The following is an 18033-nucleotide window of genomic DNA, read 5'->3' as shown; positions in this document are numbered from 1 at the left end:
TAAAGAAGTTTTTTATTATTATAACATTTTTTTAATAATAAGTAAATTTTATTATAATAGATGTATTAATATACAAAAATTATGTTTTTTGCAGTATTTTAAAGAATAACATCAAAAACAAGATATATTTTTTTGATTATTTAAAAATCAAGGCAAAATAATATGCACAAGACTGCTATCAGCATACTAAGCAAAGTACCTACCAAATATTTTTCAGCAAAACTTTTATCCTCAAGTAATTTGAATCTTGCAATTGATTTTGCTGTTAGGACTAGTGCTATTGATGTATACAATCCCATAAGTCCCAAAACCAATACCAAGAGTCGTTCTAAAACTCCTATTATAGAGCCTGCCTTGTTATTCTCATCCTCTTTGCATACATTTTCTGCTATGTTAGTTTCTTGTGTATGATTTGTTCTAAATACAAAATTAAAGAAATGCTTAATAAATACTGAAGAAGGCAAGCCTACAATGACGATCGCTAGTATTATTCTAAAAATTTTATTTAGATTAATATTCCATACAAATTCAAGTCCCAAAAAGTTATAAGGTTTTGTTATCAAAAAATTACCGATGAAGTTAAAGTCTTTTAGAAATAGCGATATGACAAAAAGTATGCTTATATGCATAAGCTGGTCAATAAGAAAACTATAAAAAGTATAGGTTACATTATTGAATTTTTTATCTAACTTAATCTTAATAAAATCCAATAAAATATGAGAAACAGATATTATTATTCCAAAAAATACAATCTGAAAAGTACTGCCAAATAACAAGCATACTAAAAATGTTAATAAAGAGTAAATCAAAGCATGAAGCAACAAAAATCTGATGCTGTTTTTTTTCTTTTCAGACAGCTTGTATGGCTGAAATGTAAAATCAGCTAAAAAATGACTTGTTAGTAAGAGTATAAAAGAATTCATTGTAATTACTCCTAGTAGTTTTTTTCTGATAACATAACCGCCAAAACATCAAGTTTTCTTATTTCATTAAAATTGCCCTTTTCAACCTTTTGTTCTATATTTTGTCTAGTAACGCCCAAAAGAGAAGCTACATAGTCATTAAGCGATGCAGGAATAACCGACTCATAAAAAATTCTCTGATCTTGCAAAACCTTTTCATCATATAGACGGTTTTTTGTAAGGTATTGAGATATTCTAAGATACAAATCATCATAATAGAACTTCTCTTGAATGATTTTGTATTTTATTAAATTCCCCTTTAATATTTTAATAACAAAATCATAATAAAATGAATTAATCTGCTTGCTGCCATATGTTATTGGAAAAAGCAAATTAAATATATCGAAAATATCTTTTTGGTATGAAGTTTGCAATTCTTCTAAAGTCATTGATGTTTTAAAAACCTGATTAATTACAATATCATCTTGAGGGCTGTCCGAAAAAATAAGAATATTATAATTTCTTTCTTTAGCGGTGTTAAGTGCGTTTATCGCTAAATGATAAGAACTGCCGTCAACAAAATTTGAATCAAGATGCTTGTCCGTATTTTTTATATGTTTTATATACTCATTGATTTCTCCAAAACCTATTCCGCATCTAAGTTGAAATGGATATAACAAAAACTTAGCAAGATAATAGCACCCTACAGCATTTTTTACATTATCAAACAACCCTTGCACAGAATCTCCGCTTGCAAAGACAATTTTTTCTTCTAAGTTAGACGAAAAAATATTGTTAATAAATTCTGTAATCTTTAGCAGTTTTTTTTGACATTCTGCACGAATGTCTTCTTCCATACCTTTGGAGTTTTTTATATCCAAAACAAATGCGGCGTATTTCTTTTTCATATCTTTTCCCTTCAACAAGCATATTATAACACACAAAAAAATTAATGCAAGTGATTTTACTTGCATTTTATATTTGCAAGTAATTTTACTTGCATCAGCTTTTTAAAATTATACTTCTTCATATATTAAAGCATTCTTTCTATAATTCATCGCAGATATCTTATATTTCTTTTTGAATGCCTTGCAAAAGAGCGATACGCTGTTAAAACCGCAGTAAAACGCTATGTCTGTAATGCTGTGCGAGCTTCTTGCGAGCATATAGCAAGCTTGTTTTAGTCTATAATCTTGAAGATATTCGCTTGGAGACATATTAAGACGAGCTTTGAAAATTCTAAAAAGATAAGTCCTGTTAATAAAAAGATATTTTGCAATCATATCTACTGTAATATCATCTTGAAAATTATTTTGTATATACATGCACGCCCTATCAATATAATCTTGCGTTCTATCCTTGCTAAGCAATTCATGCTGTCTGTATAAAGATGATAAAAACAAGTAAAGATATCCAATCATTGTTAGATTATTAAAGTTCATCTTTTTTGATTGATGAAACAAAAGCTTAATTTGCTCTTTTAAAAATTCGTCCTTATCATATTTGAAAACTGGATTATCTTTTGTTAAACCGCAACTTAAAACTATTTCTGATGCTTTTCTTCCGTTAAAACCCACCCAATAATAATACCAAGGATTGTCTTTGTCTGCTGTATATGTTGTGATGTCATCAGGGAATATTATAAATCCACAGTCTTTTTCGACCACATATTCTTTTCCATGCAAATAATATTTACCTTTGCCTTGCATGACAAAATGTATCAAAAAATAACCACGCTTATATGGACCAAAAGAATGTCTTGGCTGACATCGTTCATACCCTGTTTCAACAACATATATCTCATTATTAGACATTGACTTGTTGGTATAACTTGCAAATTCTAAATCCATAAAAACACTCCCATCTCAATCCATATTAACACATGTAAAGACACCTAGACAACATTTTATAAAAATTATATTATAAAATCCGATTTATTTATTAATTTTTGCAACAAAAAGACAAATTTTTGAAACAAATCAACTATTAAAGCTCATTCTAAAATATTATAATTTAGACATACAAAAGATTCTTTAGAAATACAAAAGATTCTAAAATACAAAAGATTAAATGGAGGATGTTAAAAAGTGAAAATAACTTTTTTGGGTGCAGGCAGCACAGTATTCTCAAAAAACGTTCTTGGCGATATCATTTTAACCCCAGAAATACAAGATGCTGAACTTGCACTCTATGATATTGACGAAAACCGTTTGAATGAATCTTACAGCATGCTCAACAATATTTTGAGCAACTCAGGCAGAAAAGATATTGTAATAACAAAATATCTTAACTTAAAAGATTCACTCAAAAATGCTGATTTTGCGATAAACGCTATTCAAGTTGGTGGATATGAGCCTTGCACGGTTACCGATTTTGAAATTCCAAAAAAATATGGACTTAGACAAACTATTGCAGATACTTTAGGAATAGGCGGTATTTTTAGAGCATTAAGAACTATACCTGTCATGAAAAATTTTACTGATGTAATGGAAGAAGTTTGTCCTAATGTACTTTTCCTAAACTATACCAATCCTATGGCAATACTAAGCGGCTATATCCAAAGATACACCAAAATTCAAACAGTCGGACTTTGCCACAGCGTACAAGTTTGCGCAGATGTTCTTTTGGACAATCTCGATATGAGTGAATACAAAGGAAAAGTAAAATGGCAAATTGCTGGAATTAACCATCAAGCATGGCTATTAAAAATTGAAGATCTTAACGGTAATGACCTATATCCTGAAATCAAGAAAAGAGCACTTGAAGGCGTAGAAAAACATCCCAATATAAAGTATGACCTAGTAAGACTAGAAATGATGAAGCAGTTTGGATATTATATAACCGAATCATCAGAACATACTTCAGAATATCTTCCTTATTTTATAAAATCAAAATATCCCGAACTCATTGACCGTTTTAATATTCCGCTTGACGAATATCCTAGACGTTGTATAAATCAAATAAAAGATTGGGAAACAAGAAAACACGACCTTGTCAATAACAAAAACATTGAACACCATAAGAGCCATGAATATGCTGCTAATATTATCAAGGCCGTAGTAACAGACAATCCTTACAAAATGCACGGAAATGTACTCAATACTGGACTTATAACCAATCTTCCTTCTAATGCATGCGTAGAAGTTCCTGTAATGGTTGATAGAAATAAGCTTAACCCGTGCTTTGTAGGCGATCTACCTGAACAATGCGCCGCAATCAATAGAACTAACATCAATGTTCAGTTGATGACAATAGAAGCTGCTAGAACTTTGAAAAAAGATTATATCTACATGGCAGCAATGCTTGATCCGCATACATCTTCTGAATTATCAATTGACGATATTCGTAACCTTTGCGACGACCTTATAGAAGCCCATGGTAATTGGTTGCCTAAGTTTAATTAAGCTTTATTGCACAAAAGAAAAAACCTAACTAACATTAAAAATATACCGACAAAACATTAATTTGTCGGTATATTTTTTATGAGTTTTACAAAAAATTTAAACAATAAAATGTCTTTTTAAAGTTTATCTATTATTTCCTTTAATTCGTTTAAATCAAAATCAGGCACATAATCTTCAATGGCGCTTGAAAGTTCTTGACAAAAACCGTTATCAAGACCTATACGGAAAAAATAATGTATTAATTCATCATATTCTGATTGAGTGATACGTCTATTTAATTCTGGATAATCTTTTACTTTTGGAGTGGGAAAATATTGTGACATTAAGCTTACTAATAATGTCTTATCAAAATCAGCCAAAAAGTCCAGCACTCTTTTGCTGTTCTCAACATAGCCTGGCAAAACAAGGTGCCTTACTATCACGCCATTTTTCATAAGTTCATTTTGAATACAGTCTTTTGGCTGCTGCCTTCTCATTTCTTTTATTGCCTTAGTAGCTACATAAAAATAATCAGGCACTCGTGAAAATTTTTGTCCCAAAGCATTATCGCTATATTTCAAATCCGGCAGATATATATCTACAAGTCCCTCCAATGCTTGTAGATTCTCTACGCTTTCATAGCTTGAGGTGTTATATACAATGGGAATTTTTAGTCCCCTTTGTTTTGCTTCTTTTAAGACTTGAGGTAACTTAGTTATATAATGAGACGGCGTTACAAGATTGATATTGTGTGCACCCTGTTGTTGAAGATATAACATAAGTTTGACCAGTTGATCTGAGCTAACAAAAAGTCCTTTTGCCTTATGCGAAATCTCATAGTTCTGGCAATAGGCACAATGCAATTGACAGCCGCTAAAAAATATTGTTCCGCTTCCATTTTGCCCTGAAATTACTGGCTCTTCCCAAAAATGAAGTCCTGCTCTTGCAATCTTAAAGTTCATACCATCAAATTATATCACAAAGCAATAAAATGAATATAATATTAATCTGCAAGTTTAAAAGCTATAATTCATAATTTATCAATATCAAAAAATGCCTTTTTGAATTAACAAAAAGGCATTTTTAACTTTATCAATTTTTTTATTTTTTAGGCTTCTAAACTAATAAAATCAAATTTTTCAACATCAAACAAGCCCTTGTCTGTCAGCTTTACAAAAGGTATTACAGGCAATGCCAAGAATGATAGAGTCATAAAAGGCTCTACTTCAGGATTTACGCCCAAAGAATGCGCTATTTTAATCATATTCTGGAATTGCTCGTTAACCTTTTCAATGGGCTCAGCCGTCATAAGACCTGCTACTTCTAATTTTAGGCTGCCTAAAATTTTGCCCTTAGACACGATGATTAGTCCGCCGCCTAAATTCTTAAGTTCATTAACGGCGATAGCCATATCCTCGTTATTGTCGCCCAAAACTATTATATTGTGAGAGTCATGCGCAACAGTCTGCGCAATTGCTCCGTTTTTTAAACCATAATTTTGAACAAGCGCTTTTCCAATATTACCTGTATTGTTATGGCGCTCAACAACCGCAAGTTTTAATAAGTCTGTGCCTTCAATGATCACTGAATTATCAGCATTTCTTTTAATTACTCTTACATCTTTTTCGGTAACAACATTGGCAGGAGTAAGCTTGATAGTATTGACTTTATCTGATTTAGAGTACATTTCAAAGTCCTGAGGCTTTACATCTTTTACTCTAACAGTATTTAAGACATTTTTGTCAAAAGTCGGTTGAGCTTCAAACAATGGCTTGCCTTTTTGAGCGACAAGTTCGCCTTTGAAAAATACCATGTCTGCAACAAAGTCTTTTAGATCGTTCATAACAACTATATCGGCTACATATCCTGGTGCTATTGCGCCATATCCCTTTAGGTTATAGCATTCTGCAGCGTTAAGAGTTGCTATTGTAACAGCGCTTATAGGATCAAGTCCGTTTTCTACAGCTACTTTCAGATTGTAATTGAGATGTCCTTCATACAGCAAAGAATCAATATGTCTGTCATCTGTACAAAAAATACATCTTCTCATATTTTGTGGAGTTATTCCTTTTACAAGCGTAGCGACATTTCTGGTTGCGCTTCCTTGTCTTAATTGAATATACATTCCACGATCAATTTTATTGAGCATATCTTCGACAGTTGTGCATTCGTGTTCAGTCTTTATTCCAGCTGCGACATATGCGTTTAACTCTTTATCTTTTAAGTTAGGCGCATGTCCATCAATAATTTTGCCTGCTTGGTGTGCTGCTTCAATTTTTCCTATACATTCATCTGCACCTAAAACAACACCTACAAAATTCATAAATTCGCCAAGTCCAAAGATATCATCATCGCCTATATGCTTTTTGGTAAGTTTGGCATCAATAACTGCGCCTGCACTTTCAAAAAATGTAGCTGGAACGCATGACGGCAGCATAAAGTGAGCATTTATAGGCAGTCCTTGAACTTGATTTATCATATACTTTACACCTTTAATACCCAAAACATTTGCAATTTCATGCGGATCGGCGATTATTGTTGTAGTACCGTAAGGAATAATTGCTTTACAAAATTCAACAGGTGTCAGCATTGTAGATTCTATATGCAAGTGCGTGTCAATAAGTCCAGGAATAATATATTTTCCGCTAACATCTATATTATTTTCACCATCATATCCGCCAATGCCGACGATTTTTCCATTTAGTATTGCAACATCAGCTTTTTCAATTTTTCCGCTAAAAACATTTACTACATTTCCGCCTTTTAACACCGTATCAGGCTTAACTTTACCCATAGCTGCATCAATCAATTTTTTCATATTCTCATCTCCAATAATTAATCTTAATTTAATTTTATCGGTTAATGCCTTTTTTATCAAGTAAATCCTAAAAAAGCAAAACAAGCCGTCTTAAACAACGGCTTGTCCTTTTATATAATTACGTTTTTTATGCAACATGTAAGTTAACAGGCAATACAAAGTATAATACAAACAATACTGCGATTACAGCGGTAACGGGATGAATTTCCCATGCAGGTTTTTCGTATTTTTCTTTGTTGCATGCATACTTGATAATGTTAACAAGCCATACGAAGAACTTGATAACTACATAAGACAAAATACCGATTCCAATACCATCAGTTATTGAATAAGCTAAAGGCATTGTGATAAATGTCAAAAATGCAGGTGCAGCTTCTGCAGCATCAGAGAAATCAATGTCTTTAACATTTGACATCATCAAAACACCTACATAAATCAAAGCACTTGCAGCAGCAGCTGAAGGTATAGAGCTAAACAAAGGAGCCAAGAACAATGCAAGTATGAATAACAATGCTACTACCAAAGCAGTAAGTCCTGTACGACCACCTACGCTGATACCAGAAGCTGATTCTACATAAGTGGTAACATTGGATGTACCGAGCATTGAACCAAATACAGTAGCAACAGAGTCAGCCATCAATGTTTGAGAGAATCTCTCAATCTTTCCGTCTTCATCAATTAGGTTAGCAGTTTTTGCAGTTCCCAACAAGGTTCCAAATGTATCAAACAAATCAATCATAGCAAGTGACAAGATGATAACCAATACACCCACTACATTAGAGAAGCTTGAGAATAATCTACCAAAATCGCCCCAGCTTTTCCAGAAAGCAGCTGCACCGCTAACTGCAACATCGCCTGAGAAGAACTTATCAAAAGCAGGAAGCCAACTTGTACCAAATTCATTCCATTTGGTAACGCCCATAGGAATACCTACAACAGTAGCAAAAATAATACCAATTAAAATTGCACCCTTAACATTGAGTTTGGAAAGAATTGCAATAGTAAGAAAACCTATTAAGCAAACAACTGCAGGTAAGCAATCAGCTACAGTAAAGTCAGCTAAATCTACCAAAGTAGCTCCGCCAATAATCAATTTTGCATTTTGCATACCTACAAAAGCAATAAACAAACCAATACCAACGGGGATTGCAGTACGAATAGTTTCGGGAACCGCATTAAGAATTTTTTCTCTTAATTTGGTTATTGACAAAAGCACGCACAAAAGACCACCAATACAGATGATGTTGAGTGCAACACCATAAGAAAGGCCAAAACCACCTGCAGCAACAGTAGCTGTAAGAGTATAAGCTACAAATGCGTTAAGTCCCATTCCAGGAGCTTGTGCATAAGGTGCTTTTGCATAAAAAGCCATAAACAATGTTGCCAATGCAGCGCCAAGAATTGTAGCAATATACAATGACTCATACATTTCAACACGGCCAGTTGACAAAATGCCAGGGTTTACAGTAATTATGTAAGCCATTGTCAAGAACGTTGTTACACCGGCAATAATTTCTCTAGGGAAATTAGAGCCTCTTTTGCTTATGCCCCAAAACTTATCGAGAGCATTTTTAAAAGTGGACATTTAAAAAAATCTCCTTGAAAATATTTGGTTTCATTAACCTCCAGAAACCATCGTTAATAATTTAACATATTGTGACAAAATCTTCAACTTTTTGATAGAACTTGCAAAACAAGAATAAATTTATTCATGGCTTTTACTATAAATATTGATAATTTTATCGTGGAATTGCTATAATTGCTTTTATTAAATCACCAATTATAGGAATATTTTGCAGCGGCAAAAACTGTACAACATACAGTAAAACAACTGCAATTCCTGAAAAACCTACAGCCATTCCCAATCCTCTCACTACTCCAAATACAAAGCTTGAAAAAAGATTAATTCTAACACGCTTAAATTTGGAAGTTCGAAATTTTCTTGTTTTTTGATTATATGAAAAACCTCTTGCCATAACTATAGTATTGATATTTAAATATAAATTTATAACCTTTGCTTATATCCCAAATCTTGATGTTAAAGATTTTTTATAACAATATATAGTACAAAATATTGACAAGATATTGCAAAAAGACTATTATTCTTTTTAGAAAAATATAGTTCCATGGGGGTTATTAAGTCATGCATTACAAAGCTGGTCAAGTAATTCCTTATTCAGGAAAAGTTGTAGTTCTTGATAAATATGGAGAAAAGACCAATATTATTATCAACGTGAAAAGAGGCGAGGTTTTTCCAGAAACATCTGATCCTGATCAAAGTTATCTCTACATAAGTTACAGTGAAGACTAAGACTAAAAAATACTCAGAGCATTTTTAATAGTTCTGAGTATTGTTATTTTTGAGCAAAAAAAATGCCGTTTCTAAAACGGCATATCGTTTTATTTACTCTTCTGAAGGGGCTGCAATTTCTACGCCTTCGGGAGTTAGCAAAAATATATTGTCTTGAATACGATGCATGCTTCCATTTAGGGCATAGATAGCACCGCTTAACATATCCAAAATTCTTTGCGCGATTTCTGCAGGCGGTTTGTCAAGATTGACTATTGCAGGCTCTCTACGCTTCAAATAATCAATCAAGCTCTCAACCTCTTCAGGAGTGGTTGGGCTGTGAATAACCACACTGCTCATACTGCGCTGCGTCTTAATCGGCATTTCTGGCCGTATATTTCTTGTTGTGCGTTTGGGCACAACATCTTCTATGAAATCTAATTCGTCTTCGTTAGCTGGACCTTTGAATAAAAAATCATTATATTGTCCCATAGCATCTCTCCAATAAATTTTATTATAATAATTTTCTTATGTACGTTCGCCCAAAATTGCTCTGCCAAGTCTTATCATATTGGCGCCGTATTTTATGGCTGTAAGATAATCTTCTGACATTCCTAAAGACAAATACTTAATATCATCTGATTGTATTCTCAATATATCATAAAGCTTGCTAATTTGTAAATATAGATTTTCACTTGCTCCTATGGGCATTACACTCATAATTCCTTTTATCCTAATGTTAGGATAGTTTTTTTGCACTGTTTTGTAAAAATCCAAAACATTGTTGAACGGTACTCCGCCCTTATTTTCCTCACCCATATTGACTTCTATTAAAACATTTATATTTATTCCGAGACGAGATGCATGTTTTTGAAGTTCTTGAGCCAAGCTTTCTCTATCAAGCGAATGTATAAGGCTGACCTTATCGATAATATACTTTACTTTATTGGTCTGTAATTGTCCTATAAAATGTTTTTCAAGCCGTTTATCTAGATATGGGTATTTTTCTATAAACTCTTGAACCCTATTTTCTCCCATGATATCAATACCGCAATCAGGAAGCATATTGATTATTTCAAGGCTTTTTGTCTTAGTAGCGGCAACTATTGTTACATCATGATTAAGATTGTACTCTTTTTTTATGTCTTCTATTTTTTGCTTTACGCCTTGTATGCAGGCTTTAAGTTCTATTTTATTCATCTTTTACTGTTGGAGAAGTATAAATAGTATCACTGTCTATATAATATCTTCTTCCAGTAGCAATATAATAAGATGTCATATTAAGACAGTTTAGCCATAAAATTGTAAGTGGTACTGTCAATAGCAGTCCTGCACCTAAAGTAAAGAAAGTTACAAAAACATTAACTGCAATTGCAAGCACAACTACCACTACAAACGCCGAATAGATTTGGAAAAAGTTCTTTTTCTTAAATACTTGCTTCAAATTATAACCAAAGCCTTTGAACACACCTTTTTTATCTACAGCTATGCTTGCTCCCCAGAGTGATAATGACGTTAATCTAAACGCAACAAGCAAAATTAATACTATCATTATCAAAAGCGGTAAAAACAATCTTATCGCAGTTATTTTAAATAAAAAGGTCATTGCATATAATACAAGAATCAAAATTATATCATAAGGTAAAGTAAACAACATTTTGAAAAATTGATACTTTATAGATTTTCCCAAATTAGAAAGATAAGCCCCAGCAAAGCTGTATTTTGCATTGGCGGACATATGACCTTCTAATACACTCAAAACTGCCATTTCACAAAAACCATAAAGCAGCCTTGCCAACACTCCAATTATGCCTAATAAAAAAATTCTAAGACTCCAACCTACCTTAGGAATAACCAAGAATTCATTAATTATTCTAAAATATAGCTTCATAAATTTTTCGCTTACAATTTGAAGTGATTCGTTTTGAAATAATGATATTAGAATTCCACTGAAGTCTTGGGCAAGTCCCATGCTTTTGAAAGTTTCTATCAAAGGTATAAGAACCGCCGCGCCTATGCTAGCAATAATTATTGTTGCCATAGCATAATAAAATAATATATTCCAAACTAATGAAAATTTCGCTACTAAAATTTTAAATGAGTGTTTAAATCTCATGGCTTATACTCCTGCGCCTAATTTTCTCTTGTAATCCATGCGCTCAGTTCCCGTTCTTTCATAATATACAGTCATAGATAATGATGAGAAATACAAGTATACAAAAACATAACACAAAATATTTATGGGAATATCAAGCAAATTCAGCATTCTGCTTACAAGTCCCACTAAAAAGATAACCAAGTATGGCCATAAACATGCAAAATATATCTTAAATGAATCTTCATGTCTTAGCTTAGTTGCATAGCTAATTGATGAAAGATACGGATAGCCTGCTATCATGTAAGTAGGCGGAACCAAAAGACAAATTGAGTATATTTCAATTACCAATAATTGTAATGCAATAAAAGCTATTATAGAAACTGTCCAGCTTAAAATTGTAGGGGTTCTGCCAAAATCAGAAAAGATATAATGAGCAAGCGTAACTATTCCGCTTGAAATTAGCGAAAATAATATTTCAACAACTAATGCAGTAATGAATACAGGAAGCAGGGCAAGCAAACTATCGTTTATGCGGCGTAAAGGTCTTTTAAAGCCAAACCTTCCCGAGCGCAAGTGCCTTTCCATAAGTCCAATAATAAGCGAAACAAAAATTAACGATATTGAAAATTGAGTTATCAAAATCCACCCATTTTTAAAATATGCAAACATGTCATTAAGAACTTCTTTGAATCCTGTTGGCATGGGTGAAATAGGTACATTAAAATTTTCATAAAAATAAAGAATATTTGAGCACGGCGGACCAAAAAAGCCTAAGATTGCAGCAGGAATCAATGCCACAAAAAAGAAATATGGCAGGGTCTTAAACATATAACTTGATGCCATTTTGACATATTTGAACATAATTTAATTATAGCCAAATATTGTTTGATATGCAAGACATTAATTTGGCTGTATTATGATGTTTGTGACACACTTAAAAATATAAATTCAAAAATGACATTTTACGACAAAGCCTAATTATTTATAGTTTTTAAAATCAAAATTATATATCTTTACCGTAAAATAATAATATTATTATAAATGTTTTTAACGTTTTATTTTTAGTCTTTTTTATATTGCTCTAAGGCTACATTAGCTTCATGAAATAATTCACGAGCAAATTCATCAGGATAGCCTTGCTCATAAACAACCCTTTTTATGCCGCTGTTAATTATCAATTTGGCACAAATAACGCAAGGCTGATGAGTACAATATAAAGTAGCTCCGTCTATGGATACCCCTAACTTGGCGGCTTGAACTATGGCGTTTTGTTCAGCATGTGCGGCATAACATAATTCAGGATGCGTTCCGCTTGGAATGTTCATTTTTTCGCGCATACAAAAGCCTTTTTCTGCGCAAGTTTTTATGCCGCTGGGCGCGCCGTTATATCCTGTAGCGATAATACGCTTATTTTTTACTATTACAGCACCTATTTGACGGTTAGGTCTTACGCAAGAAGACCAGCTACTTACTAGGTAAGCTACCTGCATAAATCTATCATCCCACTTGTCAAACAGATTTATTGAGGTAGTATTATTTTCAGAACTTATGTAATTATTTTTAATTTCTTCCATGCTAAAATTATACCAAATTGTAACATCAAATGCATTCTAATAGAACATAAAATACTAGCATTTTTCAAATTGATATTGTATAATATCATTTGGCTTTTGGTAAAATAAACCAGAAGCAGAAAATGGTCAAAAAAATTAACTATATAAAAGGAGGATGTAATCTATGAAGATTAAGCCTTTGTTTGACAAAATTGTTATTGAGGCTGTCGAGGCCGAAGAAAAAACAAAAAGCGGCATTGTATTGCCCAATACTGCTCAAGAGAAGCCTCAAATGGCAAAAGTTATTGCAGTTGGCCCTGGCGGACTTGTTGACGGTAAAGAAGTAGTTATGCAAGTTAAAGTGGGCGACAAAGTTTTGTACAGCAAATACGCTGGCAGCGAATTTAAGATTGACGGTAAAGAAGTTACTATTTTGCGTCAAAGCGATATTTTAGCTGTCATTGAATAATATTTGTAATACAAAATTTTAAAGGAGTAATTTCATATATGGCAAAACAAATTAAAACAGGTATGGAAGCTAGACAGGCACTTGAAGCCGGTGTAGATGCGTTAGTTAATACCGTTAAAATAACTCTTGGTCCTAAAGGCCGTAACGTAGTTTTAGATAAAAAGTTTGGGGCTCCGCTTATTACTAATGACGGTGTAACCATTGCTAAAGAAATCGAACTTAGCGATCCTTTTGAAAACATGGGTGCACAGCTTGTAAAAGAAGTTGCAACAAAGACCAACGACGTTGCCGGTGATGGTACTACCACCGCAGCTGTATTAGCACAAGCTATCATAAAAGAAGGTCTCAAAAACGTAGCAGCAGGTGCTAACCCCATTATTTTGAGAAAGGGTATTTTTGAAGCTACTGATACAGTAGTTGAAGAACTTAAGAAAATTTCAAAGAGCATTGATTCAAAAGAATCTATAAGCCAAGTCGCTTCTAACTCCGCAGGAGACGAAGAAGTTGGTAAACTTATTTCTGAAGCTATGGAAAAAGTTGGAAAAGACGGTGTTATTACCGTTGAAGAAAGCAAGACTATGAAGACTGAGCTTTCCATAGTGGAAGGTATGCAATTTGACAGAGGCTATGCTTCCCCTTACATGGTAACCAACTCAGAAAAAATGGAAGCAGTTTTAGAAAATCCTCTAATCCTTATAACCGATAAAAAGATCAGCAGCATTCAAGAAATTTTGCCTTTGCTTGAACAAGTTGTTCAAAGCGGCAATAAACTTCTAATTATCGCTGAAGATATCGAAGGCGAAGCGCTTGCTACATTGATCTTGAATAAACTTCGCGGTTCATTCACTTGCGTAGCTGTTAAGGCTCCTGGTTTTGGCGACAGAAGAGAAGCTATGTTGCAAGATATAGCTGTCTTGACTGGTGGTCAAGTTATCACTGAAAAATTAGGACTTGAACTCAAAGAAACCAAGCTCAATCAATTAGGTAGAGCAAAGCAAGTTAAGGTTGACAAAGAAACCACTACCATAGTTGAAGGCGCGGGTTCAAGCGAAGATATTAAAGCAAGAGTAAAGGCTATAAAAGCTCAAATCGCTGAAACCACAAGCGACTATGACAGAGAAAAGTTGCAAGAACGTCTTGCAAAACTTGCTGGCGGTGTTGCTGTTATCAACGTAGGTGCCGCTACCGAAGTTGAAATGAAAGAAAGAAAGCTTCGTATAGAAGATGCTTTGGCTGCTACTCGTGCTGCTGTTGAAGAAGGCATTGTTCCTGGCGGCGGTGTTGCATTGTTGTCAGCTATACCTGCTTTGACAAAACTTGTATCCAAATTAAACGGCGATGAAAAAACTGGTGCTGCTATCGTATTAAAAGCACTTGAAGCTCCTATTAAACAAATCGCTCAAAACGCAGGCGTTGATGGCGGCGTAATTATCTCCAAAGTTCTAGAAGGCAAGTCTGCTAACTTTGGTTATGATGCATTAAAAGATGAGTACGGCGACATGGTAGCTAAAGGAATTATCGATCCTACTAAGGTTACACGTTCTGCTTTACAACATGCAGCAAGCGTTGCTTCTACATTGCTTACTACTGAAGCAGTTGTAGCAGATATTCCTGAAAAGACTCCTGCAGCTCCTGCAGCTCCCAACGGAATGGATTACTAATTAACTCTTTAAGTTAAATAAGATAAAGGACAGATTTTTTAAAGTCTGTCCTTTTTTTATAGTTTTACAGCATTGAAACCATAAGACTGAAGTTCACTATAATCATTCTGATCATAAGTATAAAACGTCAAACTATAATACTTAAAATCACCATAATTCAGTTTGTCCAAATCACATTCAATATAAACACCTGTTCTAAATGAATCTTCAAAAGCCATTAATTCTAGATCAAGTTCTGTTTGACGGTCAGCAATAATGATTTCGGTTAAAAAATCATTTGAGTAAAATGCAAAACTATATATTTTAACTATATTACTTGGGATAACAACATGCTCAAGTATTGTATTATAAAAAGCATCACTGCCGATTTCTTTTACAGGCTTACCATTATACATTGATGGAATAGATATTTGCTTTTCTTTTTTAGCCTTAAATTCTTTTATAATATACCCCTGTCCATCTTGAGTTTCTATAAAACTAAAGATTTCACTCCAAGAATCTATTATGCTGACATTATAAAAACAATAAACACCCTGATATTCAACCTTGAGTTGTAAATTCTGAACACAGCTAGAATCAAAACCAGACACCATATCAAGAGTTAAAGAAATAATTTCTTCATATCCTGGATAAAAATGAAAATTGACTTTTAACAACCCATTAGAAACATCCAAATTTTCGCCCAATTCATATTCTGTTTTGGGTAACTGTATTATTGTCAAGTTTGATACTGTTTTCGGCGGGTCTGAAACATAGACTTTAATATTACATGTAAAAATATTAGAATTCATAATATATTGCACTAATAATTTTTGTTCTCCGGATTTTAAACAATCATACCCTGAAATTATTGCATTTTTTAAAGGAATTTCTTCAACAGTTTCATTGTCATATATTAGATGAAGTATACCGTCATTTGAAAGCTCTTCCATATATTCATAATGCGCTTTATATCCACTTGCTTCTATACATTGCAAGCTTTTAGGCTTGATATTAATTTCAAAATACGTACTGAAATTATCATATAAAACTATAATCTTGTGGCGTCCAATTTTGTTCATATCATAATCGGCCAAATATTGATAAATAAGAGGTGTACTTGAAATCTTACCACTATTATAATGAAGCAAAATTAGCGCATCATCAAGCACCAGTTCTTGACCTTCTATATATTCATTTTTTTCTATAACTGCTTCAATCTTAATAATGCTTTCAGTAGTTACAAAAACTTGGTAAGATGTAGTAAGTCCTAGATAATTTATGATTATTATTTGCCAACCTGTTTTTGAAAAATCATAACCGCTTAGTTTTAAACAGCTTATATCGTCTATTATTTCAGTTTCATCATTGTCATATATAACATCGATGGTCAAGCCTTTTGATTCTAACTGCTCATTTAAAAAATAATTCATCTTTTGAGGAAAAGTGTTTATTTCGATCTTAATAGGTTTTCTTTCAGTCCAACGAGCTTCAAGTACAAGATCTTTTGAAGTACCGTTTGGAATTATCTGATACTCTTTATCAGCTTCAAACCATCCCAAGAATTTATATCCAGATTTTTTTAACACAGGCAGTTTAATTTCGGGTGATTTGATTGTGAATTCTTTTGGTCTTTCTTCATTAGCTTGTCCGCCATTATCAATATAAGTTATTGAATAGATTTTTTCTTTCCATTTTGCATACAATGTTATATCATTTTTAGGCTCAATGTTAATATCAAACTTTTGTTGATAGTTTTCATCAAAAAACCAGCCCTCAAAATCATAGCCTAATTTTTGAGGCAATGGTAAAGCGCCAGCTTTTCTTAATTCATAATAAGATACAGTTGATATCACGCTGCCGCCATTAGTTTCAAATGATACATTATAATTTATATTTCGCCATTTTGCATAAAGTGTTATGTGGTTTTGAGGTTCGTCTTTGATATCAAATTCTCGGCTAAAATTTTTATCCAAAAACCATCCTTCAAAAACACATTGCTCCTTTTGAGGCACGGGTAAACCGTTTTGTATCAAATCGTTATACCAAATAGGCGATATGGTATCTCCACCATTAGTTTGAAAACTCACCATTTTTTTTGAGATAACAGGATAAAGAGATATGTCATATGCAGGCATATTAAAAACATCGTTAATATTAAATGTTTTTTCAACACCAGTGACTTTCCATCCTGAAAGAACATAGCCCTGTTTTACAAAGAAATAATCTATTAATTTGATTTCAGTTTCAAATTGAGCTTGAATTGTTCTTTCGGTTTCCTCATCATAACATATGGTTATGTTATATGTGTTTGGTGTCCATTTAGGATATAAAATGACATTTTTCGATTTTAAATTAGAAATTTCATTTTCTGTACATTTATTTTGTAGCTTTTGATCAAAAAACCATCCTTCAAAGGTATAACCTGTTTTTTGGGGTAAAGGCAAAGAAAAATCTTGTTCTTTATTTATACACAAATAATAAACTTTTTCCTGATCATATAAGCCAATATTTATTATTTCTTCTTTTGTACATCCTTGGAAAATAATTAAGACAAATAAAAATAAAAGGAAACAGTATTTGTAATGCTTCATATTCCTCCCCCAATGACAGTATTACAAACTGTTTCCAATTTACAAATTTTGACAAATTTTGACAAGTATTTTTACATTATTATGTTTTTTGTAAACATTTTTTTATAAATAAATATTGCAAAATTTAGGACAAATTTTCATTTTTTTATCCTTTTAAAAGCTATCTTTAGTATCAAATTAATATAATAAAAATAAATGTAAAATGTCAACAACTATTTAAATACATCAATAATGTGCCATTTTGTTTTAATCTTTTATATCTTTTTTAAAAGAATTATCTGAAACT

The 18033-nt window shown here is 32.7% G+C and carries 17 protein-coding genes; 4 read left to right on the top strand and 13 right to left on the bottom strand.

What is annotated here, in order from left to right; all coding sequences use genetic code 11:
- Window positions 1–140 precede the first annotated feature (140 nt).
- From VIL26_05705 to VIL26_05695, 3 genes are all read right to left on the bottom strand, one after another.
- Window positions 141–923: a DUF3307 domain-containing protein gene (locus VIL26_05705; GenBank protein ID HEY8390428.1), complete on the bottom strand. Its 783-nt coding sequence runs from the start codon at window positions 921–923 to the stop codon at window positions 141–143.
- Between the two features lie 11 nt (window positions 924–934).
- Complete coding sequence (locus VIL26_05700; protein HEY8390427.1) at window positions 935–1810, bottom strand: SatD family protein; 876 nt, start codon at window positions 1808–1810, stop codon at window positions 935–937.
- A 108-nt stretch (window positions 1811–1918) separates the two neighbouring features.
- A complete protein-coding gene (locus tag VIL26_05695) occupies window positions 1919–2752 on the bottom strand; it encodes an AraC family transcriptional regulator (GenBank protein HEY8390426.1) in 834 nt (277 codons plus the stop codon).
- A gap of 237 nt (window positions 2753–2989) precedes the next feature.
- On the opposite strand from VIL26_05695, the gene VIL26_05690 reads away from it, so the two are divergent.
- A complete protein-coding gene (locus tag VIL26_05690; protein HEY8390425.1) occupies window positions 2990–4306 on the top strand; it encodes an alpha-glucosidase/alpha-galactosidase in 1317 nt (438 codons plus the stop codon).
- A gap of 116 nt (window positions 4307–4422) precedes the next feature.
- On the opposite strand, the gene VIL26_05685 is transcribed toward VIL26_05690, so the two are convergent.
- The 4 genes from VIL26_05685 to VIL26_05670 form a co-directional block, all read right to left on the bottom strand.
- The gene (locus VIL26_05685; GenBank protein ID HEY8390424.1) at window positions 4423–5247 is read right to left on the bottom strand and encodes a radical SAM protein; all 825 of its coding nucleotides are present in this window, start codon (window positions 5245–5247) and stop codon (window positions 4423–4425) included.
- Window positions 5248–5393: 146 nt separating this feature from the next.
- Entirely contained in the window at window positions 5394–7103 is a 1710-nt protein-coding gene (gene ade, locus VIL26_05680; GenBank protein ID HEY8390423.1) for an adenine deaminase, read from the bottom strand.
- A 127-nt stretch (window positions 7104–7230) separates the two neighbouring features.
- Window positions 7231–8688 (bottom strand): NCS2 family permease, encoded by a 1458-nt coding sequence (locus tag VIL26_05675; protein HEY8390422.1) that lies wholly within the window; start codon window positions 8686–8688, stop codon window positions 7231–7233.
- 154 nt (window positions 8689–8842) lie between these two features.
- Window positions 8843–9079 carry a DUF5665 domain-containing protein gene (locus VIL26_05670; protein HEY8390421.1) on the bottom strand — a complete coding sequence of 79 codons (237 nt, stop codon included), beginning with the start codon at window positions 9077–9079 and terminating at the stop codon, window positions 8843–8845.
- A gap of 167 nt (window positions 9080–9246) precedes the next feature.
- Here VIL26_05670 and VIL26_05665 point away from each other — a divergent pair, with 167 nt between their 5' ends.
- Window positions 9247–9414, top strand: coding sequence for a hypothetical protein (locus VIL26_05665; protein HEY8390420.1), 168 nt, complete (start codon window positions 9247–9249; stop codon window positions 9412–9414).
- Window positions 9415–9507: 93 nt separating this feature from the next.
- Here the strand turns inward: VIL26_05665 and VIL26_05660 are convergent, their stop codons facing one another.
- The 5 genes from VIL26_05660 to VIL26_05640 form a co-directional block, all read right to left on the bottom strand.
- Window positions 9508–9885: a cell division protein SepF gene (locus tag VIL26_05660; GenBank protein ID HEY8390419.1), complete on the bottom strand. Its 378-nt coding sequence runs from the start codon at window positions 9883–9885 to the stop codon at window positions 9508–9510.
- Between the two features lie 36 nt (window positions 9886–9921).
- Window positions 9922–10593: a YggS family pyridoxal phosphate-dependent enzyme gene (locus VIL26_05655; protein HEY8390418.1), complete on the bottom strand. Its 672-nt coding sequence runs from the start codon at window positions 10591–10593 to the stop codon at window positions 9922–9924.
- Window positions 10586–11509: a hypothetical protein gene (locus tag VIL26_05650; GenBank protein HEY8390417.1), complete on the bottom strand. Its 924-nt coding sequence runs from the start codon at window positions 11507–11509 to the stop codon at window positions 10586–10588. Before VIL26_05650 ends, VIL26_05655 begins: the two co-directional genes overlap by 8 nt.
- Window positions 11510–11512: 3 nt before the next feature.
- Window positions 11513–12352, bottom strand: a complete 840-nt coding sequence (locus VIL26_05645) for a hypothetical protein (protein ID HEY8390416.1) — start codon at window positions 12350–12352, stop codon at window positions 11513–11515.
- A 200-nt stretch (window positions 12353–12552) separates the two neighbouring features.
- Window positions 12553–13065: a cytidine/deoxycytidylate deaminase family protein gene (locus VIL26_05640; GenBank protein ID HEY8390415.1), complete on the bottom strand. Its 513-nt coding sequence runs from the start codon at window positions 13063–13065 to the stop codon at window positions 12553–12555.
- 163 nt (window positions 13066–13228) lie between these two features.
- On the opposite strand from VIL26_05640, the gene VIL26_05635 reads away from it, so the two are divergent.
- Window positions 13229–13513: a co-chaperone GroES gene (locus VIL26_05635; GenBank protein HEY8390414.1), complete on the top strand. Its 285-nt coding sequence runs from the start codon at window positions 13229–13231 to the stop codon at window positions 13511–13513.
- 38 nt (window positions 13514–13551) lie between these two features.
- Window positions 13552–15174: a chaperonin GroEL gene (gene groL, locus VIL26_05630; protein HEY8390413.1), complete on the top strand. Its 1623-nt coding sequence runs from the start codon at window positions 13552–13554 to the stop codon at window positions 15172–15174.
- Between the two features lie 56 nt (window positions 15175–15230).
- On the opposite strand, the gene VIL26_05625 is transcribed toward groL, so the two are convergent.
- On the bottom strand, window positions 15231–17747 hold the full coding sequence (locus VIL26_05625) for an InlB B-repeat-containing protein (GenBank protein ID HEY8390412.1): 2517 nt from the start codon (window positions 17745–17747) through the stop codon (window positions 15231–15233).
- Window positions 17748–18033: the final 286 nt, after the last annotated feature.

The sequence above is a fragment of the Clostridia bacterium genome (assembly GCA_036562685.1).
Taxonomy (GTDB): domain Bacteria; phylum Bacillota; class Clostridia; order Christensenellales; family DUVY01; genus DUVY01.
This window is presented reverse-complemented; position numbering and strand designations above follow the sequence as displayed.